Annotated in this window: 20 protein-coding genes; 14 read left to right on the top strand and 6 right to left on the bottom strand. The window is 31.8% G+C overall.

The genetic code is table 11. From position 1 onward, the window contains the following. Window positions 1–34: 34 nt before the first annotated feature. Window positions 35–835: a peptidase associated/transthyretin-like domain-containing protein gene (locus FEF17_RS08320; protein ID WP_139001875.1), complete on the bottom strand. Its 801-nt coding sequence runs from the start codon at window positions 833–835 to the stop codon at window positions 35–37. A 79-nt stretch (window positions 836–914) separates the two neighbouring features. Beyond that, the gene (locus tag FEF17_RS08315) at window positions 915–1,736 is read right to left on the bottom strand and encodes a carboxypeptidase-like regulatory domain-containing protein (RefSeq protein ID WP_246046809.1); all 822 of its coding nucleotides are present in this window, start codon (window positions 1,734–1,736) and stop codon (window positions 915–917) included. A gap of 87 nt (window positions 1,737–1,823) precedes the next feature. Here FEF17_RS08315 and pepE point away from each other — a divergent pair, with 87 nt between their 5' ends. Continuing rightward, the gene (gene pepE / locus FEF17_RS08310) at window positions 1,824–2,531 is read left to right on the top strand and encodes a dipeptidase PepE (protein ID WP_139001874.1); all 708 of its coding nucleotides are present in this window, start codon (window positions 1,824–1,826) and stop codon (window positions 2,529–2,531) included. Window positions 2,532–2,533: 2 nt separating this feature from the next. Here pepE and FEF17_RS08305 read toward each other — a convergent pair whose 3' ends face one another. Beyond that, window positions 2,534–2,959 (bottom strand): GNAT family N-acetyltransferase, encoded by a 426-nt coding sequence (locus FEF17_RS08305; RefSeq protein WP_139001873.1) that lies wholly within the window; start codon window positions 2,957–2,959, stop codon window positions 2,534–2,536. A gap of 122 nt (window positions 2,960–3,081) precedes the next feature. Between FEF17_RS08305 and FEF17_RS08300 the strand changes: the two genes are divergently transcribed. After that, window positions 3,082–3,849, top strand: a complete 768-nt coding sequence (locus FEF17_RS08300; protein WP_139001872.1) for a M48 family metalloprotease — start codon at window positions 3,082–3,084, stop codon at window positions 3,847–3,849. Window positions 3,850–3,926: 77 nt separating this feature from the next. Here the strand turns inward: FEF17_RS08300 and FEF17_RS08295 are convergent, their stop codons facing one another. After that, complete coding sequence (locus FEF17_RS08295) at window positions 3,927–4,322, bottom strand: ankyrin repeat domain-containing protein (RefSeq protein ID WP_139001871.1); 396 nt, start codon at window positions 4,320–4,322, stop codon at window positions 3,927–3,929. A gap of 246 nt (window positions 4,323–4,568) precedes the next feature. Here FEF17_RS08295 and gpmI point away from each other — a divergent pair, with 246 nt between their 5' ends. Genes gpmI through FEF17_RS08270 form a run of 5 tightly spaced genes read left to right on the top strand, consistent with a single transcriptional unit; the run spans window position 4,569 to window position 8,483 of the window. Further along, window positions 4,569–6,086: a 2,3-bisphosphoglycerate-independent phosphoglycerate mutase gene (gene gpmI / locus FEF17_RS08290; protein WP_139001870.1), complete on the top strand. Its 1,518-nt coding sequence runs from the start codon at window positions 4,569–4,571 to the stop codon at window positions 6,084–6,086. A 38-nt stretch (window positions 6,087–6,124) separates the two neighbouring features. Continuing rightward, the gene (locus FEF17_RS08285; protein ID WP_139001869.1) at window positions 6,125–6,529 is read left to right on the top strand and encodes a BT0820 family HAD-type phosphatase; all 405 of its coding nucleotides are present in this window, start codon (window positions 6,125–6,127) and stop codon (window positions 6,527–6,529) included. Between the two features lie 44 nt (window positions 6,530–6,573). Further along, window positions 6,574–7,392, top strand: coding sequence for a type I methionyl aminopeptidase (gene map, locus FEF17_RS08280; protein ID WP_139001868.1), 819 nt, complete (start codon window positions 6,574–6,576; stop codon window positions 7,390–7,392). A gap of 2 nt (window positions 7,393–7,394) precedes the next feature. Beyond that, a complete protein-coding gene (locus tag FEF17_RS08275) occupies window positions 7,395–7,712 on the top strand; it encodes a cupin domain-containing protein (RefSeq protein ID WP_139001867.1) in 318 nt (105 codons plus the stop codon). A gap of 6 nt (window positions 7,713–7,718) precedes the next feature. After that, window positions 7,719–8,483 carry a class I SAM-dependent methyltransferase gene (locus FEF17_RS08270; protein WP_139001866.1) on the top strand — a complete coding sequence of 255 codons (765 nt, stop codon included), beginning with the start codon at window positions 7,719–7,721 and terminating at the stop codon, window positions 8,481–8,483. A gap of 81 nt (window positions 8,484–8,564) precedes the next feature. Here FEF17_RS08270 and FEF17_RS08265 read toward each other — a convergent pair whose 3' ends face one another. Both FEF17_RS08265 and FEF17_RS08260 read right to left on the bottom strand, forming a co-directional pair. Continuing rightward, a complete protein-coding gene (locus tag FEF17_RS08265; RefSeq protein WP_139001865.1) occupies window positions 8,565–9,563 on the bottom strand; it encodes an FAD:protein FMN transferase in 999 nt (332 codons plus the stop codon). Continuing rightward, on the bottom strand, window positions 9,564–9,941 hold the full coding sequence (locus FEF17_RS08260) for a DUF8840 domain-containing protein (protein WP_139001864.1): 378 nt from the start codon (window positions 9,939–9,941) through the stop codon (window positions 9,564–9,566). 78 nt (window positions 9,942–10,019) lie between these two features. Here FEF17_RS08260 and FEF17_RS08255 point away from each other — a divergent pair, with 78 nt between their 5' ends. From FEF17_RS08255 to FEF17_RS08225, 7 genes are all read left to right on the top strand, one after another. Continuing rightward, window positions 10,020–11,459, top strand: coding sequence for an SLC13 family permease (locus tag FEF17_RS08255; RefSeq protein ID WP_139001863.1), 1,440 nt, complete (start codon window positions 10,020–10,022; stop codon window positions 11,457–11,459). A gap of 92 nt (window positions 11,460–11,551) precedes the next feature. Beyond that, on the top strand, window positions 11,552–12,301 hold the full coding sequence (locus FEF17_RS08250; protein ID WP_139001862.1) for a DUF6090 family protein: 750 nt from the start codon (window positions 11,552–11,554) through the stop codon (window positions 12,299–12,301). 117 nt (window positions 12,302–12,418) lie between these two features. Then, a complete protein-coding gene (locus FEF17_RS08245) occupies window positions 12,419–13,192 on the top strand; it encodes a DUF6090 family protein (protein WP_139001861.1) in 774 nt (257 codons plus the stop codon). Next, entirely contained in the window at window positions 13,185–13,940 is a 756-nt protein-coding gene (locus FEF17_RS08240) for a DUF6090 family protein (protein ID WP_139001860.1), read from the top strand. The genes FEF17_RS08245 and FEF17_RS08240 overlap by 8 nt, the downstream gene beginning before the upstream one ends. Window positions 13,941–13,956: 16 nt before the next feature. Beyond that, window positions 13,957–14,718 carry a DUF6090 family protein gene (locus tag FEF17_RS08235; protein WP_139001859.1) on the top strand — a complete coding sequence of 254 codons (762 nt, stop codon included), beginning with the start codon at window positions 13,957–13,959 and terminating at the stop codon, window positions 14,716–14,718. 8 nt (window positions 14,719–14,726) lie between these two features. After that, window positions 14,727–15,488 carry a DUF6090 family protein gene (locus FEF17_RS08230; RefSeq protein ID WP_139001858.1) on the top strand — a complete coding sequence of 254 codons (762 nt, stop codon included), beginning with the start codon at window positions 14,727–14,729 and terminating at the stop codon, window positions 15,486–15,488. A 49-nt stretch (window positions 15,489–15,537) separates the two neighbouring features. After that, a complete protein-coding gene (locus tag FEF17_RS08225; protein WP_139001857.1) occupies window positions 15,538–15,987 on the top strand; it encodes a Na(+)-translocating NADH-quinone reductase subunit F in 450 nt (149 codons plus the stop codon). The last annotated feature ends 53 nt before the right edge of the window (window positions 15,988–16,040 follow it).

Raw genomic sequence — 16,040 nt, 5'->3', positions numbered from 1 at the left:
TATTTTGATATTTCAAAAAGCATTCCGAAAATAATTAATCCTCAGAAAACTTGATGTTTTCTTGATACTGCCTATATTTCTTTCTTAAAAAGATTAATATTTTAAAATCTGATTGCCGGTAGCAGTGTGATAAAAAGTTTGGGTCGTCTGCACAGAAATAAAAAAAATCTGCCAACCGTTCCTCTTTTAATGGATTAGATGCTAAAAAATCTACAGTTAAACGTGCCTTTATACTTCGAATTAGAGTCTCTTTTGATTCAATAGCAACTCTATTTTTAAGCATTTTGGTTCTTCCAGAAATGCCATTCAATATTGGATTTAAAGAAATTCCTCCTGTTAAAGCACCCAACAGCATCTTAGGTTTAAATTCTCCAGCTTCACTTAAGCGCCTTTCGCTTTGCGTTGCAATTTTTCCAGTATAACCGGGTATTCCCACATCATAAAAATTTATTGGTGGGTCGCCTTCTACGTTTTTTAAATCTGAGGCTAAATCTCCCGTTAGTATCTTCCCCACTAATACCTCATCAAGTTCGTTAACTTGCTCTTTTAGATTTACAAATATATTCTTCGATGCTATTACAGCATCGTTAATAATTACTGAATGCATTTTATGTTGAATAGATGAAAATTGCAACGTATCGTTAATACTTACATAAATTATAAATAGACCCTCTTTGTTTGTAGTAGTAAAGTATTGTTTAGTTTTATTTATTACATGAATATTTTCAACGTTTGAAGTGCTTACAATCTTACCTTCAATTTCAACTGATTGTGAAAAACCCAAATGTATATTAACAATAAACAATAAAGTTGATAAAAATATTAGCCGCTTCATTAATGTCTGAAAACTTCAAAGAACGCCTTTGATCTCTTAAATAAAATGTAATTAGGATTTAAACTTTTGTTAAAAGTTTTTATTTGGCTTCCAAAAACTCTTTACTTCGTTGATATAGAACTTCCAAAAACTCTATTTCTCTACCGTAGTTCAAGAGATCAAAATTGAAATTTTTTCCTTCAACATAACGTATAAATTCTTCAACTCGGTGTTCTGGAATATTAAAGTTGTTTATTAAAAATTCTGAACCAAAATAATACTTTACAGACTCTATGGGAACGTCTGGAATCCCAAGTTTTTCTTTATTTCTTACTTCAGATCTGAAAAGAGGTAAAAGCAATTGATCGACCACATTAACAACATTAAGTCCATTAACCATAGGTAAATGTTGCCTTTCAATTGAAATGTTTTCGACCTTTGTGCTAAGATCTTTTTCAAATTCAAATTCTTCTTTATTCTTTATTCCAAAATACAAGACATCTAACTTTGGTTTAAAAAGTTTCTTTCTTGAAATATCCACATCTAAATCTCCAGTTAAATTCTTTGAAAACACAATAACTTCGGCTAATTGATTTATTTCTTCAATTAAAAAAATTTTCATTGAGCTAGAATTAATGATGTCTTCATTAACCCTAAAATTTATATTTTGATATTGCAGAGCACTAACTTCAATTAAATCATTCAAACCAACTTGCAAATTGAATTCTCCATTTTCGTTAGTAATAACACCTTTATTTGAAGACGCATTAAATATTGTAATTCCTGAAATATCATTGCCTTCAACGATTACTTTTCCATTAACATTAATACGATCGAAGTTTTGAGCTATACAATGAAAGCTAATAAAAACAAGTAAATATAAAAGTGTATTCTTCATATCAATTTTTACTAAAAATAACATTTTAAATTCTTTTTTTCTATTGAAATGGCTTTAAAGTTTTAATACATATCATAAATGTCTAATTTTACATCACTAAAGTTAATTGTAATGAAAAACATTATTATTGCCAGCACTTCCACACTACATGGTGGAGACTATTTAGAATACCTTTTAGATGATTTAGTTGTTTTTTTTGAGGGAAAAAATGAAATCATATTTATTCCTTATGCTCGACCTAGTGGAATCTCACATGACCTATACACTGAAAAAGTAAGTAAAGCATTTTCTAAAATCGATAAAACCGTTTCTGGACTTCATACTTTTAAAAACCCTAATGATTGCATTAAAAATGCTAAAGCTATATTTACCGGTGGTGGCAACACCTTTTTGCTCACAAATACTTTATATAAAAATAACCTAATAGAACCTTTAAAAAAAGCGATTGACAATGGGACACCATACTTAGGTACTAGTGCTGGAAGTAACATTTGTGGCCTAACTATTAAAACTACTAATGACATGCCTATTATTTACCCACCTAGCTTCAAGGCACTTGGTTTTGTTCCTTTTAATATTAATCCGCATTATTTGGATCCCGATGTGAATAGCAAGCATATGGGCGAAACTCGCGAAACAAGAATTAAAGAGTTTCATAATTTTAATACAGAACCAGTTGTGGGTTTAAGAGAAGGCAGTTGGTTAAGTGTAAAAGAAGATTCAATTATTTTAAAAGGAAATTTAAACGCTAGAATTTTTCAATATAATAAGACTCCTTATGAGGTATCTCCAGAAACTGAACTCAACTTATTAAACTAAAATTATACATTCTTTAGAAAGTGAAATCCTAAAATTCTGAATCCCTCATTATAATAAAATTTATGAGAACTTGGATTGCTCACATAGGTATTTAATTCAATTGTTTCACAACCTTTATCTTTAACATAACTGTAAATCCAATTAAAAAAAGCTTTGCCAATTCCTTTCCCTCTATAAGATTCATCAATATAGACATGATCTGGCTCGACGCTTTTACCCGAATAATGTCTTGTACAATACCATAATCCTGAAACTCCAATTATTTTATTATTATCACAAATAACAGCACATTCGTAATTCTGTTTTGTCATTTCTATAAAACGAGATTCTAGCACCTCGGCAGAAACTTTATAATCATTTAATTTTTCAACCAGAGGAACTACTAAATGTATATTCTTACTTTCTAAAATTTTAAATTCGCAGGTCATAATAGAAATAATTCTGTTTAAATTAACATGTGACAATTGCCAAAAGTATGTGTCAACAATATATGGAATACCTAGATTATAAAATTATAATTTTTTGTAATTTTAGTTACTAAATTTTTATCATGAGAGGAAGAAACCTAAAAGTTAGATTGCTAATAGGAGCTGCTATCGCTATTTTCTTTATTTTAAAAAGATGCAGTCAACAAGAAGTTAACCCCTACACAGGAAGAACACAGACTATTTCTATGACTCCAGATAAAGAAATAGCTATAGGTCTTCAAAGTGCACCCCAAATGGCGAAACAACATGGTGGTCTGCACCCTAACAATCAGTATCAAGGTTTGGTTGACAATGTTGGCAGTAAATTAGTAAATAATAGTATTGCAAAAGAAACTCCTTATAAGTATGAGTTTCATTTACTAGCTGACCCCAATACGATTAACGCTTTTGCGCTTCCAGGAGGACAAATATTCATAACTCATGCATTATTTTCAAAACTAGAGAATGAAGACCAACTTGCCGGCGTTTTGGGTCATGAAATAGGGCACGTCTTGGGACGACATAGTGCGGAACGAATAGCTGAAAGTGAATATTGGCAAGGTCTTACAACCGCGGGTTCTGTTGGAGCGGACATGGGTGGATTAATTAATGGTATTGGACAAAACACATTGCTTACCAATGGAAGAGATGACGAATTAGAAAGTGACGAATTAGGGGTTCTTTTTATGATAAAAGCAAATTATAATCCTGAAGAAATGATTGGTGTTATGGAAATACTTAAAGCTGCAGCAGGCCCTAGTCGAGTGCCAGAGTTTCAAAGCACCCATCCAGACCCCGATAATAGAATAGAAAAGATTCGAGAAGCTATTGAGAAATATAAAGATCAATAAAAAAAGCCCTTTATAAGGGCTTTTTCTAGAGTGACTAGCTCTGTTCTAATAAATATAACAATTTAGTTATATATAATTTACTTTTTCTTTTTTGTCAAAGCATCTTTAATAATGGCATGTGCATCTTTAGCCTTATGCAATTCAGCATATTTTAAAGCTGTCATACCTTTGTCTGATTTAGCTTTTAATTTAGCTCCTTTAGAAATCAAAAGTTCTAAAATGTCAGCTCTGTTAAATTTTGCCGCATACATAACTGGAGTCATGCCATTAGATCTCTCATTGATATCAGCACCTAAATTAATAAGTTTTTTAACTGTATCGATGTCACCTTTAGCAATGGAAACACAAAAAGGGCTAACTTTAAAATAAGCCGTTGTTTCATAATTAGTAACTGCAGTGTCAAATGTTTTAGCGTTAACTGTAACAATTGAGAAACATAACGCTAATGCGGAAATAATGAATGTTTTTTTCATGATGAAAGAATTTAATTTGATTAATGATTCGTTTTTTGATATACTAAAGAGACGACATATTTTTTAATTTGTTACATAAAAAATAATAAATAACACATTTTTAACTTTTCTTTTAGGTTTCTTTAATAGAACAATAAAAAATTAATATTCCGCTAAAACTCCATGTTTAACAAGTAATTAAAGATGTATTTAAAGAACTTTCTGGTTTTACTTTTTTATCTTTGAGCGGTCAAAATTTAAACCAAAATGAATAAAAAAGTCATCTTAATGATTCTTGACGGGTGGGGGAAATCACCGGACCCAAAGGTATCTGCAATCGATAATGCAAACACACCTTTTATAGATTCATTGTATACAAAATATCCAAGTGCCTCTTTAAGAACAGACGGTTTACATGTAGGATTACCAGAAGGTCAAATGGGTAATAGCGAAGTTGGACACATGAATCTTGGTGCAGGACGAATTGTGTATCAAGATCTTGTTAAAGTAAATTTAGCTGTTGAAAATAAAACACTTAATAAAGAAAAAGTTTTAGTTGATGCTTTTCATTATGCTAAAGAAAATAATAAAGATTTACACTTTCTGGGACTTTTAAGCGATGGTGGTGTACATTCGCACATAAATCACCTTTTTGGTTTAATAGATGCCGCTAATGAATTTGGTTTAAAAAACACTTATGTGCATGGCTTTACAGATGGTCGTGATGTTGGCCCGAAAACTGGAAGCGGTTTTGTTTCTAAATTACATGACCACCTCAAAAATGGCCAGACCAAATTGGCATCAATATCGGGACGGTATTATGCAATGGACAGAGATAAACGCTGGGAACGTGTTAAATTGGCTTATGATGCCATTGTAAATGCTAAAGGGAGTTTTTCTAAAAATGCTGTCGAGACCATAAATGAAAGTTACAAGAATGATATAACCGACGAATTTATCAAACCAATTATTATGGTTGATGAAAATGATAATCCTGTAGCAAAAGTGAAAGAGGGTGACGTTATTATTTTCTTTAATTTTAGAACAGATCGTGGAAGAGAATTAACTGAAGTATTATCTCAAGTTGATTTTCCAGACTATGACATGAAAAAATTAAACCTTCATTATGTAACGTTAACTAATTATGATGATAGTTATGAAAATGTGAAGGTTATATTTAATAAAGAAAACTTAACCGAAACATTAGGAGAGGTTCTCGAAAAAAATAAGAAAAAACAAATTAGAATAGCCGAAACTGAAAAATATCCTCATGTTACATTTTTCTTTTCTGGTGGACAAGAAACGCCTTTTGAAGGAGAATCGCGTATTTTAAGAAACTCTCCAAAAGTGGCGACATACGATTTAAAACCAGAAATGAGCGCTTACGAACTTAGAGATGCTTTAGTTCCAGAATTGGAAAAAGGCGATGTCGATTTTGTTTGTTTAAATTTTGCTAATGGCGACATGGTTGGTCATACTGGCGTTATGGATGCTGCCATTAAAGCCTGTGAAGCCGTTGATGTATGTGTAAAAGATGTGGTTACTACGGCTTTAGATAATGATTATACAACGTTGCTAATTGCAGATCATGGTAATTGTGAAACTATGATGAATCCCGACGGCTCGCCACATACAGCACATACTACTAATCCAGTTCCTGTTATATTAATAGATAACGATTTAAAATCCATTAAAGATGGTATTTTAGGCGATTTAGCACCAACCATTTTAAAACTTATGGGTGTAGAACAGCCCAAAGCCATGACTAGACGTTCATTAGTTTAAAAAGTTGTAGCTTTACATTTAGTGATGTTTTCTTTTTTATGAATTTCAGCGAAACCCTAATAATCGCCGTAGATTTTGATGGCACCATTGTAGATGATGCTTATCCTAAAATTGGTAAGCCAAAACTTTTTGCACTAGAAACATTGAAGAAACTTCAAGAAAAAGGACATCGTCTTATTCTTTGGACCTATAGATCTGGAAAGCGATTGGAAGAAGCTGTCCAGTTTTGCTCAGAACAAGGTATTTTATTCTATGCAGTTAACAAAAGTTTTCCTGAAGAACAATTCTCATTAGAAAATAGCAGAAAAATTCACGCCGATTTATTTATAGATGATCGTAATATTGGTGGATTTCCGGGATGGGGAAAAGTTTACCAAATACTTACTAATGAAGAACCAAATATTCCCAAAAAGAAAAAGGGTTTCTTCAATTTTTTCAAATAAGTCGCAACTCTTTTTTTGAGTATCTTTGCACATATTTTTTAATCATGATTGTAGTAAAAACAAGAGAGGAAATTGAATTAATGCGCGAAAGTGCCTTAATTGTATCCAAAACACTTGGTATTCTAGCCAAAGAAATTAAACCTGGTGTAACAACACTTCAGTTAGATAAAATTGCTGAAGAATATATTAGAGACCAAGGTGCCATACCTGGTTTTTTAGGGTTATATGATTTCCCAAACACCTTATGTATGAGTCCTAATACTCAGGTGGTACATGGATTTCCTACAAACGAACCTTTGAAAGAAGGCGATATTATTTCTATCGATTGTGGTGCATTAAAAAATGAATTTTATGGTGACCACGCCTACACCTTCGCAGTCGGTGAAATTGACCCAGAAACAGAAAAGTTACTTCAAGTAACCAAAGAATCCTTGTATGTGGGGATTAGAGAATTTAAAGCTAACAATCGCGTTGGAGATGTAGGTTACGCTATACAGAAATATTGTGAAAACCATGGTTATGGTGTGGTTAGAGAACTTGTTGGACATGGTTTAGGCAGAAAGATGCATGAAGACCCAGAAATGCCAAATTATGGTAAGCGTGGTCGTGGCAAAAAGTTTATTGAAGGTATGGTTGTGGCCATTGAGCCTATGATTAATATGGGAACACATCGCATTAAACAGCACAGAGATGGCTGGACCATCACCACACTAGACAATAAACCTTCTGCGCATTTTGAACATGATGTAGCCTTAATAGATGGCAAGCCAGAATTACTATCTACCTTTGCATATATTTATGATGCACTAGGTATTGAAAGTAATGAAGAAGATGAATTTCGTCAAGAAGCCTTAGTTCTATAAATATGGCACTATCCTTCTCCAAAATACCAACCAAAGAACTAGTTAAAGGAGTTACTGGTAAATACGCCCATGGGTCAACATTTACTGTAGGTTATGTGTCAATAGAAAAAGGAGCCATAATGCCTTCACATTCGCATATTCATGAGCAAACTACTCATGTATTATCTGGCCAGTTAGAAATGACGGTTAATGCAAAAGCTGAAATTTTAGAGACTGGAGATATTATTGTTATTCCTTCAAATGCTTTGCACAGTGCACGAGCCTTAACCAATTGTGAAGTTATTGATACATTTTGCCCTGTCCGTGAAGATTATAAATAATTTCGGTTGAAAAAGTTTTTTAAACTTATACTAAACGTAATTCCAAGACCTATTTTGATTAGGTTAAGTTATTTAATTAGACCCATTCTAGCCTTTTTTTTAAAAGGAAATACATACACAGATCCCATAGATGGTAATAGCTTTAAGAGCTTTTTACCTTATGGCTATGGTACACAGCGTAATAATGTTTTATCGCCATCTACATTAAGTTTGGAACGCCATAGACTTTTGTGGCTTTATTTAAAGAATGAAACAGATTTCTTCACAGCAAAGCAAAGAATACTTCATTTTGCTCCCGAGCAAGCATTTTATAAACGCTTTAGGAAAATGAATAATCTTGAGTATGTAACAACAGATTTAAATTCACCATTGGCAGATGTTAAAGCCGACATATGTAACCTTCCTTTTGATAATGACTCATTCGATTTAATACTTTGCAACCATGTATTAGAGCATATCCCAAATGACACAAAAGCTATGCAAGAACTTTATCGTGTTTTAAGAAATGGAGGCATGGGAATATTTCAAATTCCGCAGGATTTGAATCGAGAAACTACTTTTGAAGACGACACTATTACTGATAAAAAAGAACGTGCTAAAATTTTCGGACAGTATGATCACGTTCGTATTTACGGTATCGACTATTTTGATAAACTACGAAGTATTGGATTTAAAGTTAAAGAGGTAGATTATACAGCTACACTTTCTGATAATGACATTGAAAAATACTGTCTAGCAAAAGGAGAAATTATACCGGTTGTTTATAAATGATTATTATTCCGAATCAAGGTTCAGTATGACGACGCCATTCCTTTACTTCATTTATATAATTACACGTCACTATTAAACCCTTTAGTATTCAGGGAATCCGTTTAATGATAATGTTTCAAATTCATTATTATCATTTTCATAAATTAAATACACCTTAAGCTCTGGATGTGTTTCTAAAAACGATTTCGCTTTATCAAGACCCATAGTTTTAAATGCTGTGGCATAAGCATCTGCTACCATGCAGCTTTCAGTAACTACAGAAATACTCAACAAATTAGTTTTACTAGGATATCCCGTTTTAGTATCAATAATGTGCGAATAACGGTTTCCATTTTCATCTACTTTAAACTTTCGGTATGTTCCTGAAGTTGCCATGGATTCATTTAGCAAGCTTACCGCTTTAAATATAATCTGCTTATGCTCGAAATTTGGTTCTTCTACACCAACCTTCCATCTCGAATCCTTTTCAACATTAATACCTTTTGTTTTTATTTCACCACCAATTTCTACCAAGTAATTGTTTATATTTTTTGATTCTAAAAATTCACCCAAAACATCCACACCATACCCCTTAGCAATGGCATTAAAATCGAGAAATGTTTCCGCTTTTTTAAGCACTCTATTATTAGAAATAGAAACCTTATTAAAACCTACCGATAGCATCAAACTATCAATTTTTAAACTATCTAGACCAATTATTTCTTTTTCTGGCCCAAAATCCCACGCATTAACTACAGCTCCAATCGTAGGGTCAAATGCACCACCTGTTTCATTAAAAATCTTCTTTGATTTTTCAAATACTTTAAAAAAATGTTCATCGATTTCGACATCTTCATTTCTGTTTATTTTCGAAATATCAGAATTCCTTTGATAGGTAGACAAAGATTTATTTAAAACATAAAATAAACTATCGAACTGTTTTTGATAGTTTTTATTTGAATTATAAATGACTTTATAAGATGTTCCAAAAACATTTCCTTTAAGAATTGTATTGGTCGGATTTGACGATTTAGGTTTATTTGCATCGTCTTTACATGAACTCAAAACGAGGCATAAAAGAATGACTAAAAGGTTTTTCATTTAATTCAAATTAGTTTCAACAATCTGAATTCCGTTATACTCTAAAAGATATTCCTCATTAAGGTAAATAGGCAATTTTTCTCCGTTAGGATTTCCAATACCAACACCTGCATACAACACTTTGGCATCTTTTTCTCGTGCATGTTTTTTAAAAGATTCCATCCATACAACATCATAATTATTCGGGTTATCGGGCAAAATAACAGCTCTAACTATTACGAAAAAATATTGTTTATTCTTATCTATACACACAAACTGCGGATGTTTCTTCAACTTGCTATTCACCGCAATAAACTCAAATCCTCGTTCTTCCAAATCCTCTCCCACATGGTTCATTGCTAAATTGTGTAATTCCTGATCGGTAAGTGGTTTACTCATTTAACAAAATTACTACTAATATCCATTTCATTAAAATTTTAACTACATTTAAAACATCTATTAAATTATAGGAAAATAATGGCAAACCAACCTGTTTCAAAAAAAGTGGGTCTATTTACAGGGCCTCTTCTCTTCTTAATTATTCAATTTTCTGGTTTACAAATAATTTCACCTGAAGCAAATACAGTAATTGCTGTTGCCTTATGGATGGTGACATGGTGGATTACAGAGGCTGTATCCATATCGGTAACCTCTTTACTACCATTACTTTTATTCCCATTGTTTAAAGTGATGCCAATAGCTGATGTTGGGGCAAATTATGGAAGTCCCATTGTGTTTCTGTTTTTTGGTGGATTTGTTTTAGCACTTGCTTTAGAAAAAGTTAATCTCCACAGACGAATCGCCTTAAACATTATAAAAAAAACTGGAACTACTCCAAATAAAGTCATTTTAGGCTTCATGATTGCCACAGCCTTTATGAGCATGTGGATAAGTAATACCGCAAGTACAGTTGTCATGCTTCCTATCGCTCTATCGGTTATTAAACTACTTATTAATGACGATGACGGCTTTACGAAAAAAGATCAGAACTTTGCGCTTAGTGTCATGTTAGGCATTGCTTTTTCAGCCAATGCAGGTGGTATTGCAACCGTTATCGGAACGCCACCGAATTCTGTTTTAATTGGGTTGCTGGAAAACGAATATAATATAGAAGTGTCTTTTTTCAAATGGATGCTTATAGGTCTTCCTGTTTCTATCGTTTTAATTACTATTATTTATTTCGTTTTAGTGAAATGGATGTTCCCTAGTAAAGGATTAATTTTTAACGCTTCAAAAGATGTTATTGACAATGAATTAAAAAAACTTGGAAAAACGTCTCCAAGAGAAAGACAAGTGCTTATAACTTTTGGAGTTATTGTATTCTTATGGATTTCGCGAAGTCTTATCAATTCTTTAATTCCTGGATTAGGCTTATCCGATACTATGATTAGTATTTTAGGTGCGTTGGCTTTATTTACTATTCCATTTAACCTTAAAAAAGGACAGTTTATTTTAAAATGGAACGATACACAAAAGTTAGCTTGGGGTATTTTAATTTTATTTGGTGGCGGTTTGGCTTTAGCTAAGGGAATGTCTGCAAGTGGTATTGTAAATACCGTTGCCACTGCCATTTCTACTAGTTCAATTAGTATTCTATTAATGGCTAGTTTACTTATTTTCCTCATGTTATTTATGACCGAACTCATGAGCAATGTTGCTTTAGTAGCTGTTCTGGCTCCGGTTGTAGCTGGTATTGCTATTGGTTTAGACATTCCATTACTTTACTTATTAATCCCAGTGACCATAGCAAGTAGTTGTGCTTTTATGTTACCAATGGCAACGCCACCAAATGCTATTGTATTTGCAAGTGGTTATGTAAAAGTAAGTCAAATGGCTAAAGCAGGGGTGATTCTTAATTTAATATCTGTTGCGCTTCTAATTTTACTCTTTCAATTTTTTGTGCCTTTAATATTTTAGCTATATGAAAAGTGTAACTTAATATTACTGTATATCCTATCCCAATCTAACCTATACTAACTTGAACTACTTGCAACAAATTTTGCAAGTACATGATTAAATTCTTTAGAAATATCCGTAAAAAGCTTTTAGCCGAAGGCCACACCAGCAAATACCTTAAATATGCCATTGGTGAAATTGTATTAGTAGTCATTGGAATATTAATTGCACTTCAAATTAATAATTGGAATGAAGATAGAAAGGATAGGGAATTAGAAAAAGAATTCTTAGTCGCTTTAAAAGAAACTCTAAACCGTGATTTAGACAGGAACTTGGCCAGTCAAAAAGTAAATCAAAGAGCCTTAAATTCCATACGTGTTTTAACAAAGCATATAGAACAAGATCTACAATATAACGACTCTCTAAAACACCATTTTGGAGCTATGAGTAATTTCCATTTTTGGGACTTAAGTGAAAGTGTCTTCGAATCTTTAAAAGCTAAAGGTTTGGATTTAATATCTAATAACAACCTAAGAGATTCTTTAGCGCTAGCATATGGCAATCATAACAAATCAATCAATTTTGCAGGTTTCAGATACCACGACTACATGGATCACGCTATCTTTAATATTTTCAATAATCACTTCAAGGAGGCTTGGGGTAATGCCGTGAATAGTCCTAGTGCGACTATTATGGAACCATTAGACTACGAATCGTTAAAATCGAATAAAGAGTTTATGTACTTTTTGAAAACCCTTCCCAATCTGCATTATTATAAACTAACGACACCTCTAAAGGACACTCAAATATTGCTGGAAAGATTATTATTTCTAATAGATAAAGAATTAAAAAAACTTGACTAAAATAAATGATTAAATTCTTTAGATTATCGAAACACAATTTGGCTTTTGCAAAATCAAATGCCCGCGGACATTAGGTGGAGATAGCCGCTTGCTGAAAAAATTAACAACCATAAACGCATGATAAAGTTCTTAAGAAAAATACGTTACAACCTTGTAAGTTCAGGAAAGACATCCAAGTACCTAAAATATGCTATTGGCGAAATTATTCTTGTGGTAATAGGTATTTTAATCGCTTTACAAATTAATAATTGGAATGAAAATGTAAAAGCAAGAAGAACAGAAGTAAAATTATTAAATGAACTAAAAGACGATCTCCTTAAAACTAAAGAAGATTTATTAACCGACATTTATAAATCCGTTAGAAATCAAAATGTTACAGATTCTATTTATCTGGAAATTATGAAACATAGAGATAATGATACAAATTTAGAATTAAAAATATCTACCTCTTATCTTTCTGATAACCCATTACTTTATCCCAAATTAAGCGCCTACAAATCACTTCAATCCTATGGAATAAATACAATAAACAATGATTCTTTGAGAAAACAGATTACCGAATTTTATGAGTTAAAACTAAATAGGGTTAACTACGTAGAATCTCTTATTATGGATTTAAATGAAACACAATTTAAAACGTACTTTAACCGTAAATCTGTACCTAGTAATAATTGTGATAACTGCCTTACTTTAAAAGAACAATTTAAAATATACGACAAAACAAATCAAAACATCTTTATACTAGTAAATCCAAATGATGAATTCGTTCACATGCTAAAAAGCAAGTATGGCATGGTTGCCGAGCTTGAAAGGCGTTATTTAAATCTAAATACTACAATTGATACTATTGTAAGACATATTAACAAAGACATTGGCATTAAAAATGATTAAATTCTTTAGAAACATCCGTAAAAAACTTTTAGCCGAAGGCAACACCAGCAAATACCTTAAATATGCTATTGGTGAAATTATATTAGTTGTCATTGGAATTTTAATTGCACTTCAGATAAATAATTGGAACGAGGGTAGAAAACTCCTTGACAAAAGAGATAACTTAATATCATCACTCATTGAAGATTTTGAGTATAATACAAAAGAAAACAAAAACATTCTATTGTTATACGAGAAACAATTGAATACCATGGATAATTATTTCCATTTAATTTCTAAAACGAATCAAACAGTTTCCGTGGATTCCCTAAGAAGCATGGCCCGATCTTTTTTTACCTTTGACACATTTTTTCCTAATATGACCGCCTATAATGAGGCAGAATCTAGTGGAAATTTAAGCTTGCTAGACAATAAATTATTACTGCAGGAATTCACGAAATTACAGCAAGAAATAGAGACTCTTAAATTGTATAATGAAGCGGGAACCTACACATTCCATAACGGTACAAGTTGGGAATTTAGAAAGAGTGTTGAACCAGGCACAATATATAATAGTATTTACTCGGGTTCAACTGCAAAAGATATTCCATATTCAGATTATCAATCCATTATGCAATCATCCTTGGCGAAGAATGCTTTACAAAACGAGAACATGATGATAGGAAATTGTTATAGTATTTTAAAAAGAATGGATAATAACTCCAAAAACATTCTTGAAATACTTCACAAAATGAAACAACCCAAATAAAGTTTAAGAACGAACCATGATAAAATTCTTTAGAAACATTCGTAAAAAGCTTTTAGCCGAAGGCAATACAATTAAATACCTAAAATATGCTATTGGAGAAATTGTCTTAGTAGTCATTGGAATTTTAATTGCACTTCAAATTAATAATTGGAATGAAGACAGACTAGAACAAAGAGAAGAAACTAAATTACTTGAGAATTTAAAAATAGATTTTAAACAAACAATTATTGAGTTTAATGAAATGAACTCCAATAGACAAATTATCCTCTCTGCTAATTATGAATTAACCAAGCTCAACGCAAATGATGAGTTTTTAAATACAAAGAAAATTGACACTTTAATAGGGTTTACATTTATAGTCCCAACCTTTAATGGCAAATCTGGGTCGTTAATGGTTTTATTGAACTCAGGCAAAATAAACATTTTAAAAAACGAGGCGTTAAAAAAACTGCTTTTCTCATGGCCATCAGAGGTTGAAGATATGACTGAAGGCGAGATAGATTCAAAAAAGTTAACCCTTGAATCTTATCTACCAATAGTTAGAAAATATGCAAACGTATCAGAGATTATTCGTACTAGTCCTGTCCTACCAATAAAGCCACAAATTAGACCTAAAGGAATCAGTTCAAATTATAAAGATCTTCTTAATGACAGGGAATTCATTAGCTTACTATATCACTTAGAACTTTTTGCTTTAGATAATATTCAAGAAACAGAAAAACTCATAAAAATTTCGGAATCAATTATTGAAATAATAGACTCCGAACTAAAACAATAATTCCAAGCATGATTAAATTCTTTAGAAACATTCGTAAAAAGCTTTTAAATGAAGGCAGCACAAGCAAATACTTTAAATACGCCATTGGTGAAATAATACTTGTGGTTATTGGGATTTTAATTGCGCTTCAAATTAATAATTGGAATCAAACACGTCTAGATAAAAACTTAGAAAAAACTATGCTCAAAGAGATTAAGAGTGCTTTGGTACAAGATTTAGAAAATGTTGAGATGATTAAAGCAAGAATATCAAGAAAAGCAGAAGGCATCCAAGAACTGCTCTCAATGATTGCTTCTAAAAAACCATACCCAGATTCTACATTGTTAAAGACATATAATAAAATGTCTCTTGGTTACACGGTTACCCTTAACAAAGGAGCTTATGAGGGATTAAAATCAATTGGACTTGATAAAATTTCTAACGATTCCTTAAGAAAAGAATTGATATTGATTTATGAATTATACTTTCCCACTTTTGAGCATTTCTTTAAGGAATCTGATGAAGACACGAGAAATAAAGATTATAAATTACAACTTCATAATAAACTTTGGAAACGCATTCAAATACAAATGCCAAACAAAAATTACAAAATTGTAAGTAGTCCAATAAATTCGACAGAATTTTTAAAACAAGAAGAGTTATTAGATCGAATAAAAATTGCTCAAGATAATTTGAACTACACTAACTTTAGAATTCCAGGTTTAGAGATGATTATTAAAGGTGGGATAAATATTATAGACAAAGAATTAGGCAAGCGATTACAAAATTAGTAATTCTTATTTATACAATACTTTTGTATCTTTAGAATAAAAAGTAGTTATGAAGACTTCTCTTCGCTTAGAATCAGCTATAAATAGACTGTACATAGCATTTCACAATAACACCTTAAACCCAGAGTGCTGTAAACAATGTGCCGTGGGTAATATTTTGAATAATACCGATAGTTGGAAACATTTATCTGATAATCATGGTAGTTTACAACTTAATTATGTAGGTAGCGTACATCAAACACTAGGAAGAAAATTTAATGGCTATACGCCTTTAGAATTATTACAAATAGAAGCTGCTTTTTTAAAAGCCTGTGGTTATAAATTACCTATTCATCATAAAAACAAAAAGCCAAAAAACCCAATGGACAAGGACAACTTGTTTAAAGGATTAAGCGAAGTCATTGTATTTTTATGCCAATTAGATGGTGTTGAAAATGTGATGGATTACACAAAACTATTTGAAGTTGAAAAAGACAAACCAAAATACACATTAACTTAAGAGCTAACTTTGAAAGCAAAAAAAAACCAACTCAATTGAGTTGGTTTTTGTTT

The sequence above is a fragment of the Hyunsoonleella aestuarii genome (assembly GCF_006148925.1).
Lineage (GTDB): Bacteria > Bacteroidota > Bacteroidia > Flavobacteriales > Flavobacteriaceae > Algibacter_D > Algibacter_D aestuarii.
The sequence above is the reverse complement of the archived record's forward strand: the minus strand, read 5'-3'. Positions and strand labels throughout refer to the sequence as shown.